Below are 18,147 nucleotides of genomic sequence, written 5' to 3' on the forward strand. Positions count from 1 at the left end.
GGCAAGCTATCAGCAGCAAGTGGGTGTACGCCTTACTTGCCGCTTGAGGCTTGCAACTTGCAGCTGGGAGCACTCCCATGACCCTGGAAAATATCTCCTGCCAGAAGAGTTTTGGCGGCTGGCACAAACGCTACAAACACAGTTCCCACGTGCTCGGCTGCGACATGACCTTTGCCGTCTACCTGCCGCCGCAAGCGGAGCAGGGCGGCAAGCTGCCGGTGCTGTACTGGCTGTCCGGCTTGACCTGCACCGATGAGAACTTCATGCAGAAAGCCGGTGCTCAGCGCATGGCCGCAGAACTGGGGCTTATCATTGTCGCGCCCGACACCAGCCCCCGTGGCCCCGGTGTGCCGGGCGACCCGGACAACGCCTGGGATTTTGGCCTGGGTGCCGGCTTCTACCTGAATGCCACCCAGGAACCTTGGGCCAAGCACTACAGGATGCATGACTACGTGGTGCAGGAATTGCCGGCGTTGGTTGAAGCGCATTTCCCGGCTTCGGACAAACGCGGCATCAGCGGCCACTCCATGGGCGGCCACGGTGCGTTGGTGTGTGCCTTGCGCAACCCCGGGCGCTACCTGTCGGTGTCGGCGTTTTCGCCGATCAATAATCCGATGGATTGCCCGTGGGGCCAGAAAGCCTTCTCCCGTTACCTGGGCGAAGAGCGTTCCAAATGGCGCGAATGGGATGCCTGCGTGCTGATCAGCGAAGCCTCGCAAAAGCTGCCGTTGCTGGTGGATCAGGGCGATCGCGACGATTTCCTCGCCGTGCAGCTCAAGCCCGAAGCCTTGCAGCAAGCGGCCAAGGCGGCGAACCATCCCCTGGAACTGCGTCTGCAGCCTGGTTACGACCACAGCTACTTCTTTATCGCCAGCTTCATCGAAGATCATTTGCGACATCATGGTCGTGCTTTGCTCGGTTAATGTGAGGCAAAAGTAGGTAGAATCACGCCCTGAATTAAATCGGGGCGTTTTTTTATGCGTATTGGCCACGGCTACGATGTGCACCGTTTCGCTGAAGGCGATTTCATCACCCTGGGCGGCGTGCGCATTGCGCACCACCATGGGTTGCTGGCTCATTCCGACGGCGACGTTGTCCTGCATGCCTTGAGCGATGCCTTGCTCGGTGCGGCGGCGCTGGGCGATATCGGCAAGCACTTTCCGGATACCGATCCCACCTTCAAGGGCGCGGACAGCCGTGTCTTGCTGCGCCATGTGGTCGGCCTGATCCACGCCAAAGGCTGGAAGGTCGGCAACGTCGATAACACCATCGTGGCCCAGGCGCCGAAAATGGCCCCGCATATCGAATCCATGCGCGCACTGATTGCCGCAGACCTGCAAATTGAATTGGATCAAGTCAACGTGAAAGCCACCACCACCGAAAAGCTCGGGTTCACCGGTCGTGAAGAGGGCATCGCGGTGCACTCCGTCGCCTTGTTGCTGCGCGCATGAACGACCTGCAACTGCTGGGCCCGCGTGCCTATGGCGAGGCCCTGGGCAGCGCGGTCCTGAAGGCCACTGCTGAAGATTTCCAGGTCGACGAAGTGCTCGATATTCCGCTCACCGGCGAAGGCGAGCACCTGTGGTTGTGGGTTGAGAAGCGCGGGCTCAATACTGAGGAAGCCGCGCGGCGTATCGCCAAGGCAGCTGGCGTGCCGTTGCGCACCGTCAGCTATGCCGGGCTCAAGGACCGCCAGGCGCTGACCCGGCAGTGGTTCAGCGTACAACTGCCGGGCAAGGCCGATCCGGACATGAGCAGTGCGGAAAACGACACCCTCAAGATCCTGAAAACCGCTCGCCACAAGCGCAAGCTGCAGCGTGGCGCGCACTCGGCCAACGGCTTTACCTTGCGCCTGACCCAATTGGCCGGTGATACCGCCGCCATCGACGCGCGGCTGCAATTGATTGCCCAGTACGGCATTCCCAACTATTTCGGCACCCAGCGTTTTGGCCACAACGGTGGCAATGTCGTCGATGCCCGTGAATGGGCTGCGCGCAAGGCCCTGCCGGAGCAGCGCAATGTGCGTTCGCGGTTGTTGTCCACCGCGCGCAGTTTCCTCTTCAACAAAGTATTGGCGGCACGCGTTGCCGACGGTTCCTGGCAGCACGCGCAAGTGGGTGATCTGCTGGCGTTTACCGACAGCCGCAGCTTTTTTCCGGCGGGAGAGGCTGAGTGCAGCGACCCGCGCCTGGCGATCCTGGACCTGCACCCCACCGGGCCGCAGTGGGGCGAGGGTGATTCTCCGGCGACGGGCGCCACGTTTGAGTTGGAGCAGGCGGTTGCCGCCGGTGAAGCCGACCTGCGTGATTGGCTGGTGAATGCCGGCATGAGCCAGGAACGTCGCATTCTGCGACTGCCCATTGGCGGGTTGACGTGGCATTATCCCGGGCCTGACATTCTGCAATTGGAATTCGTCCTGCCGGCCGGATGCTTCGCCACTGTCTTGGTGCGCGAGCTTGTTGATCTGGTGCCGGTGGGGCAGACGGACAGCCCATGCGTATTCTGATATCAAACGATGACGGTGCCACCGCACCCGGTCTTGCCGCGCTCTATGCTGCGCTGGAAGATTACGCCGAGTGCGTGGTGGTTGCCCCCGACCAGGACAAGAGCGGCGCCAGCAGTTCGCTGACGCTCGACCGTCCGCTGCACCCGCAGGTTCTGGCCAATGGCTTCATCAGTGTGAACGGCACCCCCACCGACTGCGTGCACCTGGCGATCAACAGCTTGTTGGATCAGGAGCCGGACCTGGTGGTGTCGGGCATCAACCTCGGCGCCAACCTGGGCGACGACGTGCTGTATTCCGGCACGGTGGCGGCGGCGCTTGAAGGGCGCTTCCTCGGCCGGACCTCGTTTGCGTTTTCGTTGGCATCGCGCCAACTGGACAACCTGCCCACCGCGGCCTATTTCGCGCGCAAGCTGGTGGAGGCCCATGGCTCCCTGGACCTGCCACCGCGCACGGTGCTCAACGTCAACATTCCCAATTTGCCCCTCGACCACATTCGCGGCATCCAGCTTACGCGCCTGGGCCATCGTGCCCGTGCGGCAGCACCGTTGAAGGTGGTCGACCCGCGTGGCAAGGAAGGCTATTGGATCGCGGCTGCGGGTGATGCCGAAGACGGTGGCCCAGGCACGGACTTTCACGCGGTGATGCAAGGCTATGTGTCGATTACCCCATTGCAACTTGATCGCACCTTCAGTGATGCCTTCAGTGGTCTCGATGGCTGGCTGGAGGGGCTGCGCTGATGGCTCGTGAACAAGACGACCTGCTGCGCCGGGGCATCGGGATGACCTCCCAGCGCACCCGTGAGCGTTTGATCCAGCGCCTGTACGAAGAGGGGCTTTCCAACGCCCAGGTGTTGGAAGTGATCCGGCGTACGCCTCGGCACCTCTTTGTCGACGAGGCCTTGGCCCATCGTGCCTATGAAGACACGGCATTGCCCATCGGCCATAACCAGACCATCTCCCAGCCTTATATGGTTGCGCGCATGAGTGAGCTGCTGCTGGCGGCGGGACCGTTGGACAAGGTGCTGGAGATCGGCACCGGTTCCGGCTACCAGACGGCCGTGCTGTCGCAACTGGTGGAGCGGGTGTTCTCGGTGGAGCGCATCAAGGTGCTGCAGGATCGCGCCAAGGAACGCCTGGTGGAGTTGAACCTGCGCAACGTGGTATTCCGCTGGGGCGATGGTTGGGAGGGTTGGCCGGCATTGGCACCTTACAACGGGATTATCGTCACGGCCGTGGCCACCGATGTGCCCCAAGCGCTGCTCGACCAGTTGGCCCCGGGGGGGCGCCTGGTCATTCCGGTGGGATCCGGTGAAGTGCAACAATTGATGCTTATTGTCCGTGAAGACGACGGTTTTTCCCGGCATGTACTGGGCGCCGTACGCTTTGTTCCGTTGCTCAATGGCCCGCTGGCCTGATCATTTTTCGCTGGCAGTGAATTCTGTTGGTGAGGATGTGTCTTACGGCGGGGTCTATCAAGTCAACATGATGGGCAGGGCGATTCAACGCGCTGAATGATTCGTTCCAGTCGCGTGACGGTAAAACTTCAATGCCCAGTTATACTTGCGTCATATTTCAAGCCTGATACAGGCATTCATGTTCAGCCACCACAAAGGGAGCGGCGGGTGAGTCTCACAGGTCTTGCGCAGCGTATGAGTAAAACAAGTTTTCAGCGACTGGTGCTTGGCCTTGTCTTTGGTTCCCTTCTGGTAGGGTGTTCCAGCTCGCCAAGCAGCGGTGCACGGGTCGTTGACCGCAATAACGCAGCACCGCAAAAGCCGACGGTGACCACCGGGCAATATGTAGTGCGCAAGGGCGACACGTTGTTCTCGATCGCCTTCCGTTATGGTTGGGACTACAAGGCACTCGCAGCCCGCAACAATATTCCTGTGCCCTACACGATACATCCGGGTCAGACGATTCGCTTTGACGGTCGCACCGGTTCTACCCCTACGGCAGTTGTGACAAACACCGGATCTTCGCCGTCGTCGTCGAGCAGAACCACCATCATTACCCGGCCTGCCGGTACCGCTTCGCCGAGTGTCGCGAGCAAGCCGGCACCCGCGCCGTTACCCCCGGCAGGGCCTGCGCCGACCGGTTGGGGATGGCCCTCAAATGGAGTTTTAATTGGAAAATTCTCTTCAAACGGCAGTTTGAATAAAGGCATTGATATTGCCGGGGATTTGGGACAGCCTGTTTTAGCTGCGTCTGATGGGACGGTGGTGTACGCCGGGAGTGGTTTGCGGGGCTACGGCGAGCTGGTCATCATCAAACACAGCGATACCTACGTCAGTGCTTACGGCCACAACCGTAGGCTGTTGGTTCGGGAGGGGCAGCAAGTCAAAGTCGGACAGACAATTGCCGAAATGGGGTCAACTGGTACAGACCGGGTGAAACTGCACTTTGAGATTCGCCGTCAAGGGAAGCCTGTAGATCCACTGCAATTCCTACCCCGTCGTTGATGTGTTGCACAGCCTGTTCCTCACGTAGAAGGAACAGGCTCCAGCGTTGCCAAGGATAAAGGCGTCGCTTGAGCTTGAGGTCGAACTCACCAAAGGACTATAACAATGGCTCTCAGTAAAGAAGCGCCGGAGTTTGACATCGACGATGAGGTTCTCCTTATGGAGACCGGCATCGCTACGGAATCGATGTCGAATGAGGGACCTGCTGTACCTTCAGTTCGCACCAAATCCAAGAACTCCACCGCGTTAAAGCAACATAAATACATTGATTACACGCGGGCGCTCGATGCGACCCAGCTGTACCTCAATGAAATCGGCTTTTCCCCTCTGCTTACTCCCGAAGAAGAAGTCCATTTTGCGCGTTTGTCGCAAAAGGGTGATCCGGCTGGGCGCAAGCGCATGATTGAAAGCAACCTGCGCCTGGTGGTGAAGATCGCCCGACGCTACGTCAATCGTGGGCTGTCCCTGTTGGACCTGATCGAGGAGGGCAACCTGGGCTTGATCCGGGCGGTGGAGAAGTTCGATCCTGAGCGGGGTTTCCGCTTCTCGACCTATGCTACCTGGTGGATTCGCCAGACCATCGAACGGGCGATCATGAATCAGACCCGCACGATCCGGTTGCCGATCCATGTGGTCAAGGAGCTCAACGTCTACCTGCGGGCAGCGCGCGAGCTCACTCAAAAACTCGATCATGAACCCTCGCCCGAAGAAATCGCCAACCTGCTGGAAAAACCGGTAGGGGAGGTCAAGCGCATGCTTGGTCTTAACGAGCGGGTGTCTTCGGTCGACGTCTCGCTGGGTCCGGATTCGGATAAAACCCTGCTGGACACCCTGACGGATGATCGTCCTACGGATCCCTGCGAACTGCTGCAGGACGATGATCTTTCCCAAAGCATTGACCAGTGGCTGTCGGAGCTCACGGACAAGCAGCGTGAGGTGGTGATTCGCCGCTTCGGCCTGCGTGGCCATGAGAGCAGCACGCTGGAGGACGTAGGCCTGGAGATCGGCCTGACCCGCGAGCGGGTGCGGCAGATCCAGGTGGAAGGGCTCAAGCGCTTGCGTGAGATCCTGGAGAAGAATGGCCTGTCGAGTGAGTCGTTGTTTCAATAACGGCGCAGATTGAAGGTGGGAGGGGGCTTGCCCCCGATAGTGGTGTGCCAGTCAATGCAAATATCGACTGATCCGCCGCCATCGGGAGCGAGCCCCCTCCCACTTTTTTGCGCCTGGCTTTTTATTCATGTATGCCCAAATCCCAGGCATAAAAAAACCCCGCTTTTAAGGGCGGGGTTTTTTCGACTAAGTCAGTACAAGTTAGATAACTTGAACTTCTTCAGCTTGCATGCCTTTCTGACCGCGGGTAGCGATGAAAGAAACCTGTTGGCCTTCTTTCAGGCTTTTGAAGCCGTCGGATTGGATAGCTTTGAAGTGAACGAACAGGTCGTCACCGGATTGTGGAGTGATGAAGCCGAAGCCTTTTTCATCGTTGAACCACTTAACGGTACCAGTTTGGCGATTAGACATGGTGTATCTCCTTGGACAAAGTTAACTGCGACTCAGGAAAAGCCCTGGCCGAGACTGAGTGCAAAGAGCAGGAAAAATTCTTGGAGATGGTTGGATCGAAATTCAACATATCGTGTAGAGATTCTCAGTGACACAAGCAGCACAGTGGCGCCACCTTAACCCTTTTTCCGGGACGTGCCAATGGTATTTCCGAAGGTTTCTCTATTTTCGTGACTGGCGGTGGTATTTACAGGCACCGGTTGCGGCAATACGGGTCCCGGCCCCGCTGGCTGCGCCTTATAGCAGCCGGCGCATTCATTAAGAAAAGCCCCACGCCCTTTGAACCCCAACGCCGGCCCCGGTAAGATGCCACACAGAATTTTTCCACCTCGCTATTCAGGACACCCGCCATGAGCATCAAATCGGACAAGTGGATTCGCCGCATGGCGCAAGAGCACGGCATGATCGAACCGTTCGTCGAGCGCCAGATTCGTGGCGAAGGCGATGACCGCGTGATCTCGTACGGCGTTTCCAGCTACGGGTACGATGTGCGGTGTGCCGATGAGTTCAAGGTGTTCACCAACATCAACTCGGCGATCGTCGATCCGAAGAACTTCGACGAAAAGAGCTTCGTCGACGTGAAAAGCGACGTGTGCATTATCCCGCCAAACTCCTTTGCCCTGGCACGCACCGTGGAATTCTTCCGTATTCCCCGCGACGTGCTGACCATCTGCCTGGGTAAAAGCACCTACGCGCGTTGCGGCATTATCGTTAACGTGACGCCGCTTGAGCCTGAGTGGGAAGGCCACGTGACCCTGGAGTTCTCCAACACCACCACCCTGCCTGCGAAGATCTACGCCAACGAAGGCGTGGCGCAGATGCTGTTCCTGCAGTCAGACGAGGCCTGTGAAGTGTCCTACAAAGACCGTGCCGGCAAGTACCAGGGCCAGCGCGGCGTCACCTTGCCACGCGCTTGATCGAAAGGTCCTACGCGTAAAGGGAATTAGTCCGCAGAAAGTGACTCTATTGGGTGTAATGCCTCGGTGCGTGCAAAACGCGCCGAGCCACGCTTGAGGAGTGCCTTATGAAGATCGACCCGCGAATCAGCGCAGAACTTGCCCGGCTTGAACCCAACCAGATTGGCGTTCTGGCCTGGTCCCTGATGGCCGACCCCGCGTATGCGGGCGGCATCCCCGGCCAACCCGATGAAGATTGGCCGCAGCAGCCCACCGAGCCCGGAGAGCCAACCCTTCCGGATGAGCCGCCTCCCGCGCCGGTCGCCTGATGCCCGCAGGGCCGGTCAGCGAACCTGCCACACCTGGTGATCGCCGATTACAAAGATTCGGCGGTCATTTTCCTGATCGACTGCATACCCCCCGGTAAACGCCCCAAACGCCGGCAGCAAGCTGACGCGCGTACCGATCTGAAAGCACGGCAGCCGCAGGCTTTGCCGGCCCTTGCCGCGCAAGCGATATACCGGGTGCACATGCCCCGCCAGCACATGGTGGCTGGCATGGGCATGCGGTTCGTGTTGCAGGGCGAAAGGGCCCATCAGCAGTGGCTCCGGCACCACTTCGATGCTCAAGTCAGCTGGCGGGTCGCCCGCGCGTTTATCGTGATTACCGCGAATCAAGGTCATCGACAGGTCGCAATGACGTGCTCGCCAGGCCCTCAAGGCGCTGAGGGTGCCGCTGGCGTGGGAGCCGGGCCCGTGGAGGAAGTCGCCGAGAAAGATCACCTGGGCACACGGCACGGCCGCCAACAACCGATCCAGGCGCAGAAGGTTCTCGGTGGTGGTGCCTTGCGGTACCGGCTGGCCCAGGCTGCGATAGGCCGATGCCTTGCCAAAGTGTGCATCGGCGATCAGCAGGCACTGGCGCGCGGGCCAGTAGAGTGCCTTATCCGCCAGCAGCCACAGTTCTTCGCCCTCCAGCGTGACTGGGCAAACCATCAGCGTCTCCCGTTATCAGCGACTTTTTCCAAGTCCTTGACCATCCGCGCAATGCGGTCGGAGAGTTTTTCCGAACTCATGCTTTCGCGCATTCGCTCTACCAGCAGCGGAAAGGCCAGGGGCGTAGGACGTTCGATCACATGCAGGTCCAGTGTCAGCGTCGAGAGGCGAAGCAAGGTCTCTTCCAGCCGACGAATATCCAACTCATCGCGCAGGACTTCTTCACCCGCCTGGGCCAGCAACAGGTTCTGCGGGTCATATTGCTTGAACACCTCAAAGAACAACCCGCTGGACGCCTGCACCTGGCGCGTGCTTTTCGGCGCGCCGGGGTAACCGGCAAACACCAGCCCGGCGATACGCGCAATCTCGCGAAAGCGGCGCAGGGCGAGTTCTCCGGCGTTCAGGCTGGCTGCGACGTCTGCCAGCAACTGCTTCGGGCTCAGTAATGCCTCATTCAGTAAGCGCGGCCAATCCACCTCGGTGGCGCTGAGCAACTCCAAGCCGTAATCGTTGACGGCAATCGAGAATGTCACAGGCTGCTGCTGGCTGACCCGCCACGCCAGCAGGCTCGCCAGCCCCAGGTGCACCTGGCGGCCGGCAAACGGGTAGAGGAACAGGTGCCAACCCTCCCGCGATTTCAAGGCTTCGGCCAACAAGTGCGCGCGTGTCGGCAGGCCGGACCAGCGCAACTGCGTCTGCAGCAGCGGTTGCACCGCCTGCATTTCCGGGCCCTCGTAGAGCCCGTGCGCCGCGGCATCGAAGCGCTCCACCACGGCTTGGCCCAGCTCATTGGAAAGGGGCATGCGCCCGCCATTCCAGCGCGGTACGGCGGCTTTTTTGGTGCTGCTGCGGCGCACATAGGCGGTCATGTTTTCCACCCGCACCAATTCCAACAGGCGCCCGGCAAACAAGAAACCATCCCCCGGCTTGAGCCGCGCAATAAAGCCTTCTTCAACACTGCCCAGGTTCTTGCCGCCGCCGCCCTTGCTCCAGAATTTCAGCTGGATGCTGGCGTCACTGACAATGGTACCCACGCTCATGCGATGGCGTCGCGCAAGCCGGGCATCGGGAACACGCCAGATGCCATGCTCGTCCGGCTCCACGCGGCGGTAATCCGGGTAAGCGCTCAGCGACAGGCCGCCATGCCGTACAAACCCCAGGGCCCAGGCCCAATCGGCCTCGGTGAGGTCGCGATAGGCCCAGGCGCCACGGACCTCAGCCAGCAATGCCTGCGGCGTAAAGCCACCGCCGAGGGCCATGCTCACCAAATGTTGTACGAGCACATCCAGCGGCTTGTGGGGCGATTCGCGGGCTTCGATACGCCGCTCTGCGATCGCGTCCTGGGCCGCAGCGGCTTCCACCAGTTCCAGGCTGTGGGTCGGCACCAGGGTCACACGCGACGGCCGTCCGGGTGCATGGCCGGAGCGCCCGGCGCGTTGCATCAGACGCGCCACGCCTTTGGCCGAGCCGATTTGCAGCACGCGCTCCACCGGCAAAAAATCCACCCCCAGGTCCAGGCTGGAGGTGCACACCACCGCCTTGAGTTGACCGTCTTTCAACGCCCGCTCCACCCAGTCACGGGTCTCGCGGGACAGCGAGCCATGGTGCAGGGCAATCACCCCGGCCCAATCGGGCCGTGCCTCCAGCAATGCCTGGTACCAGATTTCCGACTGCGCCCGCGTATTGGTAAACACCAGGCAACTGCTGCTGGCGTCGACCTCAGCCACCACCTGCGGCAGCATCTTCAAGCCGATATGCCCGGCCCACGGAAACCGCTCGGCGATGGGCGGCAGCAAGGTGTCGACGTGCAACTGCTTGGTCGTTTGCCCCTGTACATTAATCCCGTCCCCTTGTGGGACCAGCACTTCCAAGGCGTGGGACTGGTTACCGAGGGTGGCCGAAATGCCCCACACCATCAGTTCGGGATGCCAGCGCCGCAGCCGCGCCAACGCCAGTTGCAACTGCACGCCGCGCTTGTTGCCGATCAGCTCATGCCATTCATCTACCACCACCATGCGCAGGTGCGCCAGGCTCGTTTCGCTGTCGGCGCGGGCGAGCATCAGGGTCAGGCTTTCCGGGGTGGTGACCAGTGCGGTGGGCTGGCGCCGGGTTTGCCGGGCACGCTCGCTGCTGCTGGTATCGCCGGTGTGCAGACCGACGCTCCAGGGAATCTGCAAGGCCTCAAGCGGCGCTTCGAGGGCGCGTGTGGTGTCGGCGGCCAACGCACGCATGGGCGTGATCCACAGCACAGTCAGCGGCTCAGCCGGCGGTTTGCGTTTACCGATGGCAGGCGGGCGGGTGAATGCGAAACGATTGAGGGCGGCAAACCACAGGGCGTAGGTTTTGCCGGCGCCGGTGCTGGCGTGCAGCAAGCCCGACCGGCCGTCCTTGACCGCTGTCCATACGTCTTTCTGGAAGGCGAACGGCTTCCAGCCTTTGGCGGCAAACCACTGTTTGGCGAAGTCGAGGGGTTTTGCCATGCGGCAGCGAACGCTCTGGAGGGGTCTATCCCACAGACCCTCCAGGCGTCGCAAAGGTTTACTTCAAATTGCCGCTCAGGAACTGTTGCAGCCGCTCGCTCTTCGGATTACCCAGCACATCCTCTGGCGCGCCTTGCTCTTCCACCAGGCCCTTGTGCAGGAACAGCACCTGGCTGGACACCTTGCGCGCAAAGCTCATTTCGTGGGTCACCATGATCATGGTGCGGCCTTCCTCGGCCAGGCCCTGGATTACCTTCAACACTTCACCCACCAGTTCCGGGTCGAGGGCCGAGGTGGGTTCGTCGAACAGCATCACTTCCGGTTCCATGGCCAGGGCGCGGGCGATGGCCACCCGTTGCTGCTGGCCACCGGACAGGAACGCCGGGTATTGGTCGGCTACACGTGCGGGCAGACCTACCTTGTCCAGGTAGCGACGGGCGCGGTCTTCTGCGTCCTTTTTACTGCAACCCAGCACCCGGCGCGGGGCCATGGTGATGTTTTCCAGCACGCTCATATGGCTCCACAGGTTGAAATGCTGGAACACCATCGCCAGCCGCGTGCGCAGGCGCTGCAGTTCGGCATCGTCGGCCACGCGCATGCCGTGGCGGTCGCTGACCATGCGGATCGTTTGGCCGTCGAGGGTCATGGCGCCGTCGTTGGGGGTTTCCAGGAAGTTGATGCAGCGCAAAAAGGTGCTCTTGCCCGAGCCGCTGGCGCCGATCAGGCTGATCACATCACCGGTCTTGGCCTTGAGCGAGACACCTTTGAGCACCTCATTGTCGCCATAGCTTTTATGCAGGCCTTCAACGGTCAATTTGTACATGGGGCGTGCATCCTCAAGGCGAAAGTAGATAGCCGCTGCGGTAGGCCTCGGTGCCGGCGACATGGCCGACGACCATCCCGGCAGTGGCCATGCGGCGCAGCGAACGGGCGTAAAGCAGGCCTGCGTTTTGGCAGTGCACAGGCGTTACGCGGTCGGTAATGGGGTTGATGATTTCGGCGATCAGTTGCCCGGCTTCCAGGTATTCACCGGGCAGGGCGTTGAACACCAGCAAGCCGCCCACCGGTGTCGCCACGGGTTCGACGCCCGCCAGCGGCGTAGCGGGGTAGGGCAGTGCCGGCAGCGGCGCTACGTCACCGGCAATGGCGCCGAAGTGGATCAGATAGTCGATGATCGCCTGGCAATCGAGGCTGGCCAGGCCGTGGTTGACGTCGCCCTGGCCGCGCAGTTCGACGGTTACCGAAAAACTGCCCATGGGAATCGGGAAGCGCGCGCCGAAGCGTTGTTGCAACTGCCACCACACCAGGGTGAAGCACTCATCGAACGACTGCCCGCCGGAGTCGGTGGCGAGCAAGTTGGCCTCCGAGCCGATATAGCGCGCCAGCGGTTCCACCTGCGGCCAGGCTTCGGGCGTGGTGTAGAGGTGCGCCACGGCTTCGAAGTCGCAGTGCAGGTCCAGCACCATGTCGGCATCGCAGGCCAGGCGTTGCAGCACCAGCCGCTGGGAGTGCAATTGGGTCGTGGCGGCTTGCCCGGCGAGGGCTGTGCTCAACGCGGCACGGATCAGTTCGACATTGTGCCGGGGATCATCCCCGAGTAACGCTTCGACCTGGTCGCCCACCTCGTCGCTGAGGTCGACAAACAGGCGATTGAAGTTCTGCCCGCTTTCCAGCTCGTAGCGGCCCAGGGGGATGTCCATCAACACCTGTTCCAGGCCTGTCGGGTTGGCGATGGGCACCAGCACGATCTCGCTCAGCAACCGCCCGGCGGCCGCCAATTCGGCGAGGCGCACCTTTAAGTGCCAGGCCACCAGCATGCCCGGCAGCTCATCGGCGTGCAGCGATGACTGGATGTAAATCTTGCCCTCGGCGTGTTCGGGGCCGAAGTGGAAACTGTGAATCTGCCGCGCCGTGCCTGGCACCGGCGCGATCAGATCGTGTACCTGATGACGCATGAAGGCTCCTTAATGGCTTGGTCCGAGAAACGCCAGCCATCGACGCTCCGCCAGACGAAACAGACCGACCAGGGCAAAGGTCACGGTCAGGTAGATCAGCGCGGCGATACCGAATGATTGGAACGTCATGAACGTCGCCGAGTTGGCGTCCCGCGCCACCTTGAGGATGTCTGGAATCGTCGCGGTAAACGCTACCGTGGTCGAGTGCAGCATCAAGATCACTTCGTTGCTGTAGTAGGGCAACGAGCGGCGCAACGCCGACGGCATGATCACGTAGGCGTACAACTTCCAGCCGCTTAAGCCATAGGCCTTGGCCGCCTCGACTTCGCCGTGGGCCATGCTGCGGATGGACCCGGCGAAAATCTCCGTGGTGTAGGCGCAGGTGTTGAGGGCGAAAGCCAGGATCGTGCAGTTCATCGCATCGCGAAAGAACGCATCGAGCACCGGTTGTTCACGTACGGCGGCGATGCTGTAGATGCCGGTGTAGCAGATCAGCAACTGGATATAGAGCGGTGTGCCACGAAACAGGTAGGTGTAGAACTGCACCGGCCAGCGCACCAGCGGGTTGCGCGATACCCGGGCGATGGACAGTGGGATCGACACCACAAAGCCGATGACCAGGGCGGCGCTGAGCAGCCACATGGTCATGGCCAGGCCGGTGATGTGCTGGCCGTCGCTATAAAGGAAGGGGCGCCAGTATTCCTGCAAGAGTTCGATCATCGCACCGCCTCCCGTGAGCCTGCGGAGTAGCGACGTTCAAGACGCCGCAGGACAAAGTTTGACGCGCTGGTGATCAACAGGTAGATCAGCGCGGCGAGCACCAGGAAATAGAACAGTTGGTAGGTGCTTTTGCCGGCATCCTGGGCGGCCTTGACCAGGTCCGCCAGGCCGATGATCGACACCAGGGCCGTGGCCTTGAGCATCACCATCCAGTTGTTGCCGATACCCGGCAGGGCAAAGCGCATCATCTGCGGGAAGGTGACGTAGCGAAAGCGTTGCCCGCGTTTGAGGCCATAGGCCGTGGCGGCTTCCAGCTGGCCACGGGGGACGGCGAGGATCGCGCCGCGAAACGTCTCGGTGAAATAAGCACCGTAGATAAAGCCCAGGGTGATCACCCCGGCGCTGAATGGGTCGATCTCGATGTATTCCCATTCCATGAAGTCGGTCAGGCCGGTGAGCCAGGTTTGCAGGCTGTAGAAAATCAGCAGCATCAGCACCAGGTCGGGTACACCGCGAATCAGTGTGGTGTAGAGCTGGGCGGGGATGCGCAGGAAGGGCAGGCTGGAGAGCTTGGCGCTGGCGCCGAGCAGGCCCAGCAATACGCTGACGGCCAGGGACAGCACCGACAACTTGATGGTCATCCAGGTGCCTTGCAGCAACAACGGGCCGAAACCCTTCAAGCTGAGTGCGCTCAGCCCGAGGGTTTGCAACAGTTCTTCGAACATAAATCGGGACCTATGGCGATAAAAAAGCGCCCCTCCACAGGAGGGGCGCCCCAGGCATTATTTGCCGCTGTACAGGTTCAGATCGCCAAAGTGTTTCTTCTGGATGGTGGCGTAGGTGCCATCATCGTGTAACGCTTTGATACCTTTATCCAAAAGGGCCTTCAGTTCAGTGTTACCTTTTTTGATACCGATGGCGGTTTTCGATGGCAGCAGTGGGTCATCAATGGCGGCGCTGACTTCATAGCCGGCGCCGGCCGGGGACTTCAAAAAGCCCAGTTCGGCTTGCAGCATGTCCTGCACGGAGGCGTCGAGACGGCCGGAAGTCAGGTCGGCATAAACCTGGTCCTGGTTGGCGTAGGCCTTGGTGGTCACCCCGGCTTTATCCAGTACGGCCTTGGCGTAGGCTTCCTGGATGGTGCCTTGCTCGTAGCCCACGGATTTGCCCTTGAGGGATTCTGGCGTCGAGTAACCCGCGCCTTTCTTGAACACCAGCGAGGTCGGGCCGGAGAACAGTTCGCTGGAGAAGTCGATGGCCTTTTCACGCACCGGGGTCACGGTCATGGACGAAATCACACCGTCGAACTTGTTGGCTTTGAGGCCTGGAATCATGCCGTCAAAGTCACTTTCAACCCACTTGCACTTCACTTTCAGTTCGGCGCAGATCGCATTGCCCAGGTCGATATCGAAGCCCACCAGGCTGCCATCGGCCGCCTTGGATTCGAACGGCGCGTAGGACGGATCGACACCAAAACGCAGTTCCTTGTATTCCTTGGCCAGCGCGGTACCAGCGGCCATGCACAGAGCCAGTGCAGAAAGGGTCAGCAATGCTTTTTTCATTATGTAATCCCTGGAAACCAAGATAAGCGCTTGTGGCGCGTTTTAGGACTGTTACTGAACGGTGTCAGACGGATCACGAGTAGCAATTTCTGCACCATAGTTCCGAATGAGCGTTTTAAAAGGTGGGACAAGGGAGTCATGAGTGTAGGAGATGCCCGAAAGTGGGCGCTGAAAATTGATCGCACCATTTCGGAACATTTGGAGGTCCAATTGTGGGAGGGCGGTGTTCTGTGTCAGGTCAGTAAGTCCTGCAGGGTGGCAAGGTTGTCTGCCTCGTCCACCGTCTTATCCTGCCGCCAACGCAACATCCGCGGGAACCGCACCGCTATCCCGCTCTTATGCCGCTTGGACAGGGCAATGCCTTCGAACCCCAACTCGAACACCATGCTTGGCGTCACGCTGCTGACCGGGCCGAACTTCTCCACGGTGGTCTTGCGCACGATGGCGTCGACCTTGCGCATCTCTTCGTCGGTCAGCCCCGAATAGGCCTTGGCGAAGGGCACCAGCGTGCGTTCGCTGCCGGGCGGACCATCCCACACGGCAAAGGTGTAGTCGCTGTAGAGACTGGCACGCCGGCCATGGCCGCGTTGGGCGTAGATCAACACCGCATCGACACTGAAGGGGTCGACTTTCCACTTCCACCAAAGGCCCATGTCCTTGGTGCGGCCCACGCCGTACAGGCCGTCGCGGGCCTTGAGCATCATGCCCTCCACACCGAGGCTGCGGGAGGCTTCGCGTTGCTGTGCCAGGTCCTGCCAGGTGGCGCCTGTCAGCAGGGGCGAGGGTTGCAACACAGGTTGGTTGCACTGGGCAATCACCTGTTCCAGTTGGGCGCGGCGTTCGGCCTGGGTGTGGTTACGCCAGTCATTGCCCCGGTGTTCCAGCAGGTCATAGGCGAGGACCGCAACCGGTGCATCGTCGAGTACCTTTTTGCTCAGGGTCTTGCGGCCAATACGCTGTTGCAGCAGGGCGAAGGGCTGCACCGAGTGTTTCCAGACGACGATCTCGCCATCGATCACCGTGCCATCGGGCAAGCCACTGACGAGGCTGTGCAGTTCGGGAAAACGCTCGGTCACCAACTCTTCGCCCCGTGACCAGATCCACAGCCGGCCTTCGCGCTTGACCAGTTGCGCGCGAATGCCGTCCCACTTCCATTCCACCTGCCAGTCGGCGGGGGAACCGAGCACGGCGTCGAATTGCGCCACCGGTTGCGCCAGCCCGTGGGCGAGAAAAAACGGATAAGGTTGTCCGCCCCGTTGCGCATGTTCGTCGGATGATTCGGCGGCGATCAGCTTGAGATAGCCTTCGGCTGTCGGTCGGTTGGATAAATCGGTGTAGCCCACCAGCCGCTGTGCCACGCGTTTGCTGTCGAGGTCGGCCATGGCGGCGAGCGCGCGGGTGACCAGCAATTTAGACACGCCGACGCGAAAGCTGCCGGTGATCAACTTGATGCACACCATCAGGCTCGGCTGGTCCAGTTGCGCCCATAACGCCGGCAACCGTTCGGCCAGGTCCAGGGGCGACAGGCCACGTAGTGGCAGGAGTTTTTCTTCCAGCCATATAGCCAGGCCGTCCTCGGAGGTGTAGGTGGATTCCGGCAGGAGCAGGGAAATTGTCTCGGCCAGGTCGCCTACAGATTGGTAGCTTTCTTCGAACAGCCACGGTTCGATACCGGCCGCTTCGGTGGCCATGTCCCGCAGCAGGCGCGTCGGCACCAATTGCCGCGGGCGCCCGCCGGACAGGAAATACACGGCCCATGCGGCGTCTTGCGGGGGCGCTTGCAGGAAGTAGGTTTGCAGGGCCGCGAGCTTGGCATTGCTGGAGGTGGTGGCGTCGAGGTTGGCGTATAGCTCGGCGAAGGCTTTCATGCCGTGGCCTCTTCTTCGTCATCCCCGTATTCGGTGGTGAAGCCTTGGGCGTCCAGGCCTTTTTCCCGCAGGTGGCGTACCAATACACCGACGGAACCGTGGGTGACCATCACCCGTTCGGCGCCGGTTTGTTCGATGGCCCACAACAGTCCGGGCCAGTCGGCGTGGTCCGACAGCACGAAACCTCGGTCCACTCCACGCCGCCGCCGGGTGCCGCGCAGGCGCATCCAGCCGCTGGCGAAGGCATCGCTGTAGTCGCCGAAGCGCTTGATCCAGCTGCTGCCACCGGCGGAGGGCGGGGCGATGATCAGGGCTTGGCGCAGCTGTGGGTCGGTTTTCTTGAAGTCCCCGGCGTAGAGGGTTTCGGGGATGTAGATGCCGGCCTCGCGGTACACCCGGTTCAGCGGCTCCACCGCGCCGTGGCTGAGGATCGGGCCGATGCTGGCGTCGATGCCATGCAGGATGCGTTGGGCTTTGCCGAAGGAATAACAGAACAACACGCTGGCTTTGCCGGCGGCGATATTGACCTGCCACCAGTCGTTGATCCCGGCAAAGATTTGCGCCTGGGGCTGCCAGCGGTAGATCGGCAGGCCAAAGGTGGATTCGGTGATAAAGGTATGGCAACGCACCGGCTCGAAGGGCGCGCAAGTACCGTCGGGTTCGACCTTGTAATCGCCGGACGCCACCCAGACTTCGCCCTGGTATTCCAGGCGCACCTGGGCCGAGCCGAGTACATGCCCTGCTGGGTGAAAGCTCAGGGTCACGCCGTGGTGTAGGAGTTTTTCGCCATAGGCCAGGGTTTGCAGGTTGATGTCCTGGCCCAGGCGCGAGCGCAGGATGCCTTCGCCGGGGGCGGCGGCCAGGTAGTGCTGGTTGCCGCTGCGGGCGTGGTCGCCGTGGGCGTGGGTGATGACCGAGCGTTCCACCGGGCGCCAGGGATCGATGTAGAAATCTCCGGCGGGGCAGTAGAGGCCTTCGGGCCGGGCGATGACGAGGTCCATGGGGTGACCGGGAGATGGGCTTGTTATTTATGAGGCAGGGGCGAGCGCAGAAGTTCTATCTGAATGCATGTGGGCAAAATGTGGGAGGGGGCTTGCCCCCGATAGCAGTGGTTCAGTCAAAACATCGGTGACTGACACACCGCTAT

At 61.0% G+C, this 18,147-nt stretch carries 19 protein-coding genes; 9 read left to right on the plus strand and 10 right to left on the minus strand.

The window, feature by feature from the left end; genetic code table 11:
• The first annotated feature begins 77 nt into the window (after positions 1-77).
• From fghA to rpoS, 7 genes are all read left to right on the plus strand, one after another.
• On the plus strand, positions 78-923 hold the full coding sequence (gene fghA / locus FIV39_RS03280; protein WP_074844255.1) for an S-formylglutathione hydrolase: 846 nt from the start codon (positions 78-80) through the stop codon (positions 921-923).
• Between the two features lie 54 nt (positions 924-977).
• Positions 978-1,451 carry a 2-C-methyl-D-erythritol 2,4-cyclodiphosphate synthase gene (ispF, locus tag FIV39_RS03285; protein WP_012722614.1) on the plus strand — a complete coding sequence of 158 codons (474 nt, stop codon included), beginning with the start codon at positions 978-980 and terminating at the stop codon, positions 1,449-1,451.
• Entirely contained in the window at positions 1,448-2,506 is a 1,059-nt protein-coding gene (truD, locus tag FIV39_RS03290; RefSeq protein ID WP_090408474.1) for a tRNA pseudouridine(13) synthase TruD, read from the plus strand. Before ispF ends, truD begins: the two co-directional genes overlap by 4 nt.
• The gene (gene surE / locus FIV39_RS03295; protein WP_090408471.1) at positions 2,494-3,243 is read left to right on the plus strand and encodes a 5'/3'-nucleotidase SurE; all 750 of its coding nucleotides are present in this window, start codon (positions 2,494-2,496) and stop codon (positions 3,241-3,243) included. Before truD ends, surE begins: the two co-directional genes overlap by 13 nt.
• Positions 3,244-3,284: 41 nt before the next feature.
• Positions 3,285-3,920, plus strand: a complete 636-nt coding sequence (locus FIV39_RS03300) for a protein-L-isoaspartate(D-aspartate) O-methyltransferase (RefSeq protein WP_169899534.1) — start codon at positions 3,285-3,287, stop codon at positions 3,918-3,920.
• Between the two features lie 207 nt (positions 3,921-4,127).
• Entirely contained in the window at positions 4,128-4,964 is an 837-nt protein-coding gene (locus FIV39_RS03305; protein ID WP_090408468.1) for a peptidoglycan DD-metalloendopeptidase family protein, read from the plus strand.
• Positions 4,965-5,069: 105 nt separating this feature from the next.
• Complete coding sequence (gene rpoS / locus FIV39_RS03310; protein ID WP_025855149.1) at positions 5,070-6,074, plus strand: RNA polymerase sigma factor RpoS; 1,005 nt, start codon at positions 5,070-5,072, stop codon at positions 6,072-6,074.
• Between the two features lie 201 nt (positions 6,075-6,275).
• On the opposite strand, the gene FIV39_RS03315 is transcribed toward rpoS, so the two are convergent.
• On the minus strand, positions 6,276-6,485 hold the full coding sequence (locus FIV39_RS03315) for a cold-shock protein (protein WP_002554837.1): 210 nt from the start codon (positions 6,483-6,485) through the stop codon (positions 6,276-6,278).
• A 389-nt stretch (positions 6,486-6,874) separates the two neighbouring features.
• On the opposite strand from FIV39_RS03315, the gene dcd reads away from it, so the two are divergent.
• Complete coding sequence (gene dcd, locus FIV39_RS03320; RefSeq protein ID WP_003172320.1) at positions 6,875-7,441, plus strand: dCTP deaminase; 567 nt, start codon at positions 6,875-6,877, stop codon at positions 7,439-7,441.
• A gap of 107 nt (positions 7,442-7,548) precedes the next feature.
• Positions 7,549-7,749, plus strand: a complete 201-nt coding sequence (locus FIV39_RS03325) for a hypothetical protein (protein WP_027604457.1) — start codon at positions 7,549-7,551, stop codon at positions 7,747-7,749.
• 15 nt (positions 7,750-7,764) lie between these two features.
• On the opposite strand, the gene pdeM is transcribed toward FIV39_RS03325, so the two are convergent.
• The 9 genes from pdeM to FIV39_RS03370 form a co-directional block, all read right to left on the minus strand.
• Positions 7,765-8,415, minus strand: coding sequence for a ligase-associated DNA damage response endonuclease PdeM (gene pdeM / locus FIV39_RS03330; RefSeq protein WP_090408465.1), 651 nt, complete (start codon positions 8,413-8,415; stop codon positions 7,765-7,767).
• On the minus strand, positions 8,415-10,895 hold the full coding sequence (locus tag FIV39_RS03335) for a ligase-associated DNA damage response DEXH box helicase (protein WP_090408462.1): 2,481 nt from the start codon (positions 10,893-10,895) through the stop codon (positions 8,415-8,417). The genes pdeM and FIV39_RS03335 overlap by 1 nt, the downstream gene beginning before the upstream one ends.
• A 58-nt stretch (positions 10,896-10,953) precedes the next feature.
• On the minus strand, positions 10,954-11,718 hold the full coding sequence (locus FIV39_RS03340) for an ABC transporter ATP-binding protein (protein WP_090408459.1): 765 nt from the start codon (positions 11,716-11,718) through the stop codon (positions 10,954-10,956).
• Between the two features lie 13 nt (positions 11,719-11,731).
• Positions 11,732-12,850 (minus strand): succinylglutamate desuccinylase/aspartoacylase family protein, encoded by a 1,119-nt coding sequence (locus FIV39_RS03345; RefSeq protein ID WP_090408456.1) that lies wholly within the window; start codon positions 12,848-12,850, stop codon positions 11,732-11,734.
• Between the two features lie 9 nt (positions 12,851-12,859).
• Entirely contained in the window at positions 12,860-13,570 is a 711-nt protein-coding gene (locus FIV39_RS03350; RefSeq protein WP_090408453.1) for an ABC transporter permease, read from the minus strand.
• A complete protein-coding gene (locus FIV39_RS03355; RefSeq protein ID WP_053137181.1) occupies positions 13,567-14,295 on the minus strand; it encodes an ABC transporter permease in 729 nt (242 codons plus the stop codon). Before FIV39_RS03355 ends, FIV39_RS03350 begins: the two co-directional genes overlap by 4 nt.
• Positions 14,296-14,352: 57 nt before the next feature.
• Positions 14,353-15,132, minus strand: coding sequence for a transporter substrate-binding domain-containing protein (locus FIV39_RS03360; protein ID WP_027604451.1), 780 nt, complete (start codon positions 15,130-15,132; stop codon positions 14,353-14,355).
• A gap of 233 nt (positions 15,133-15,365) precedes the next feature.
• Positions 15,366-17,000 (minus strand): ATP-dependent DNA ligase, encoded by a 1,635-nt coding sequence (locus tag FIV39_RS03365; RefSeq protein WP_090408449.1) that lies wholly within the window; start codon positions 16,998-17,000, stop codon positions 15,366-15,368.
• Positions 16,997-18,001 carry a ligase-associated DNA damage response exonuclease gene (locus FIV39_RS03370; RefSeq protein ID WP_090408446.1) on the minus strand — a complete coding sequence of 335 codons (1,005 nt, stop codon included), beginning with the start codon at positions 17,999-18,001 and terminating at the stop codon, positions 16,997-16,999. Before FIV39_RS03370 ends, FIV39_RS03365 begins: the two co-directional genes overlap by 4 nt.
• Positions 18,002-18,147 lie beyond the last annotated feature (146 nt).

The sequence above is a fragment of the Pseudomonas grimontii genome (genome assembly GCF_007858185.1).
GTDB classification, from domain to species: Bacteria; Pseudomonadota; Gammaproteobacteria; order Pseudomonadales; family Pseudomonadaceae; genus Aquipseudomonas; species Aquipseudomonas grimontii.

Bases quoted from the DNA above. Each gene is read 5' to 3' on its own strand.
- fghA (WP_074844255.1), top strand. From the start codon at position 78: ATGACCCTGGAAAATATCTCCTGCCAGAAGAGTTTTGGCGGCTGGCAC.
- ispF (WP_012722614.1), top strand. From the start codon at position 978: ATGCGTATTGGCCACGGCTACGATGTGCACCGTTTCGCTGAAGGCGAT.
- truD (WP_090408474.1), top strand. From the start codon at position 1,448: ATGAACGACCTGCAACTGCTGGGCCCGCGTGCCTATGGCGAGGCCCTG.
- surE (WP_090408471.1), top strand. From the start codon at position 2,494: ATGCGTATTCTGATATCAAACGATGACGGTGCCACCGCACCCGGTCTT.
- FIV39_RS03300 (WP_169899534.1), top strand. From the start codon at position 3,285: ATGACCTCCCAGCGCACCCGTGAGCGTTTGATCCAGCGCCTGTACGAA.
- rpoS (WP_025855149.1), top strand. From the start codon at position 5,070: ATGGCTCTCAGTAAAGAAGCGCCGGAGTTTGACATCGACGATGAGGTT.
- FIV39_RS03315 (WP_002554837.1), bottom strand. From the start codon at position 6,485: ATGTCTAATCGCCAAACTGGTACCGTTAAGTGGTTCAACGATGAAAAA.
- dcd (WP_003172320.1), top strand. From the start codon at position 6,875: ATGAGCATCAAATCGGACAAGTGGATTCGCCGCATGGCGCAAGAGCAC.
- FIV39_RS03325 (WP_027604457.1), top strand. From the start codon at position 7,549: ATGAAGATCGACCCGCGAATCAGCGCAGAACTTGCCCGGCTTGAACCC.
- pdeM (WP_090408465.1), bottom strand. From the start codon at position 8,415: ATGGTTTGCCCAGTCACGCTGGAGGGCGAAGAACTGTGGCTGCTGGCG.
- FIV39_RS03335 (WP_090408462.1), bottom strand. From the start codon at position 10,895: ATGGCAAAACCCCTCGACTTCGCCAAACAGTGGTTTGCCGCCAAAGGC.
- FIV39_RS03340 (WP_090408459.1), bottom strand. From the start codon at position 11,718: ATGTACAAATTGACCGTTGAAGGCCTGCATAAAAGCTATGGCGACAAT.
- FIV39_RS03345 (WP_090408456.1), bottom strand. From the start codon at position 12,850: ATGCGTCATCAGGTACACGATCTGATCGCGCCGGTGCCAGGCACGGCG.
- FIV39_RS03350 (WP_090408453.1), bottom strand. From the start codon at position 13,570: ATGATCGAACTCTTGCAGGAATACTGGCGCCCCTTCCTTTATAGCGAC.
- FIV39_RS03355 (WP_053137181.1), bottom strand. From the start codon at position 14,295: ATGTTCGAAGAACTGTTGCAAACCCTCGGGCTGAGCGCACTCAGCTTG.
- FIV39_RS03360 (WP_027604451.1), bottom strand. From the start codon at position 15,132: ATGAAAAAAGCATTGCTGACCCTTTCTGCACTGGCTCTGTGCATGGCC.
- FIV39_RS03365 (WP_090408449.1), bottom strand. From the start codon at position 17,000: ATGAAAGCCTTCGCCGAGCTATACGCCAACCTCGACGCCACCACCTCC.
- FIV39_RS03370 (WP_090408446.1), bottom strand. From the start codon at position 18,001: ATGGACCTCGTCATCGCCCGGCCCGAAGGCCTCTACTGCCCCGCCGGA.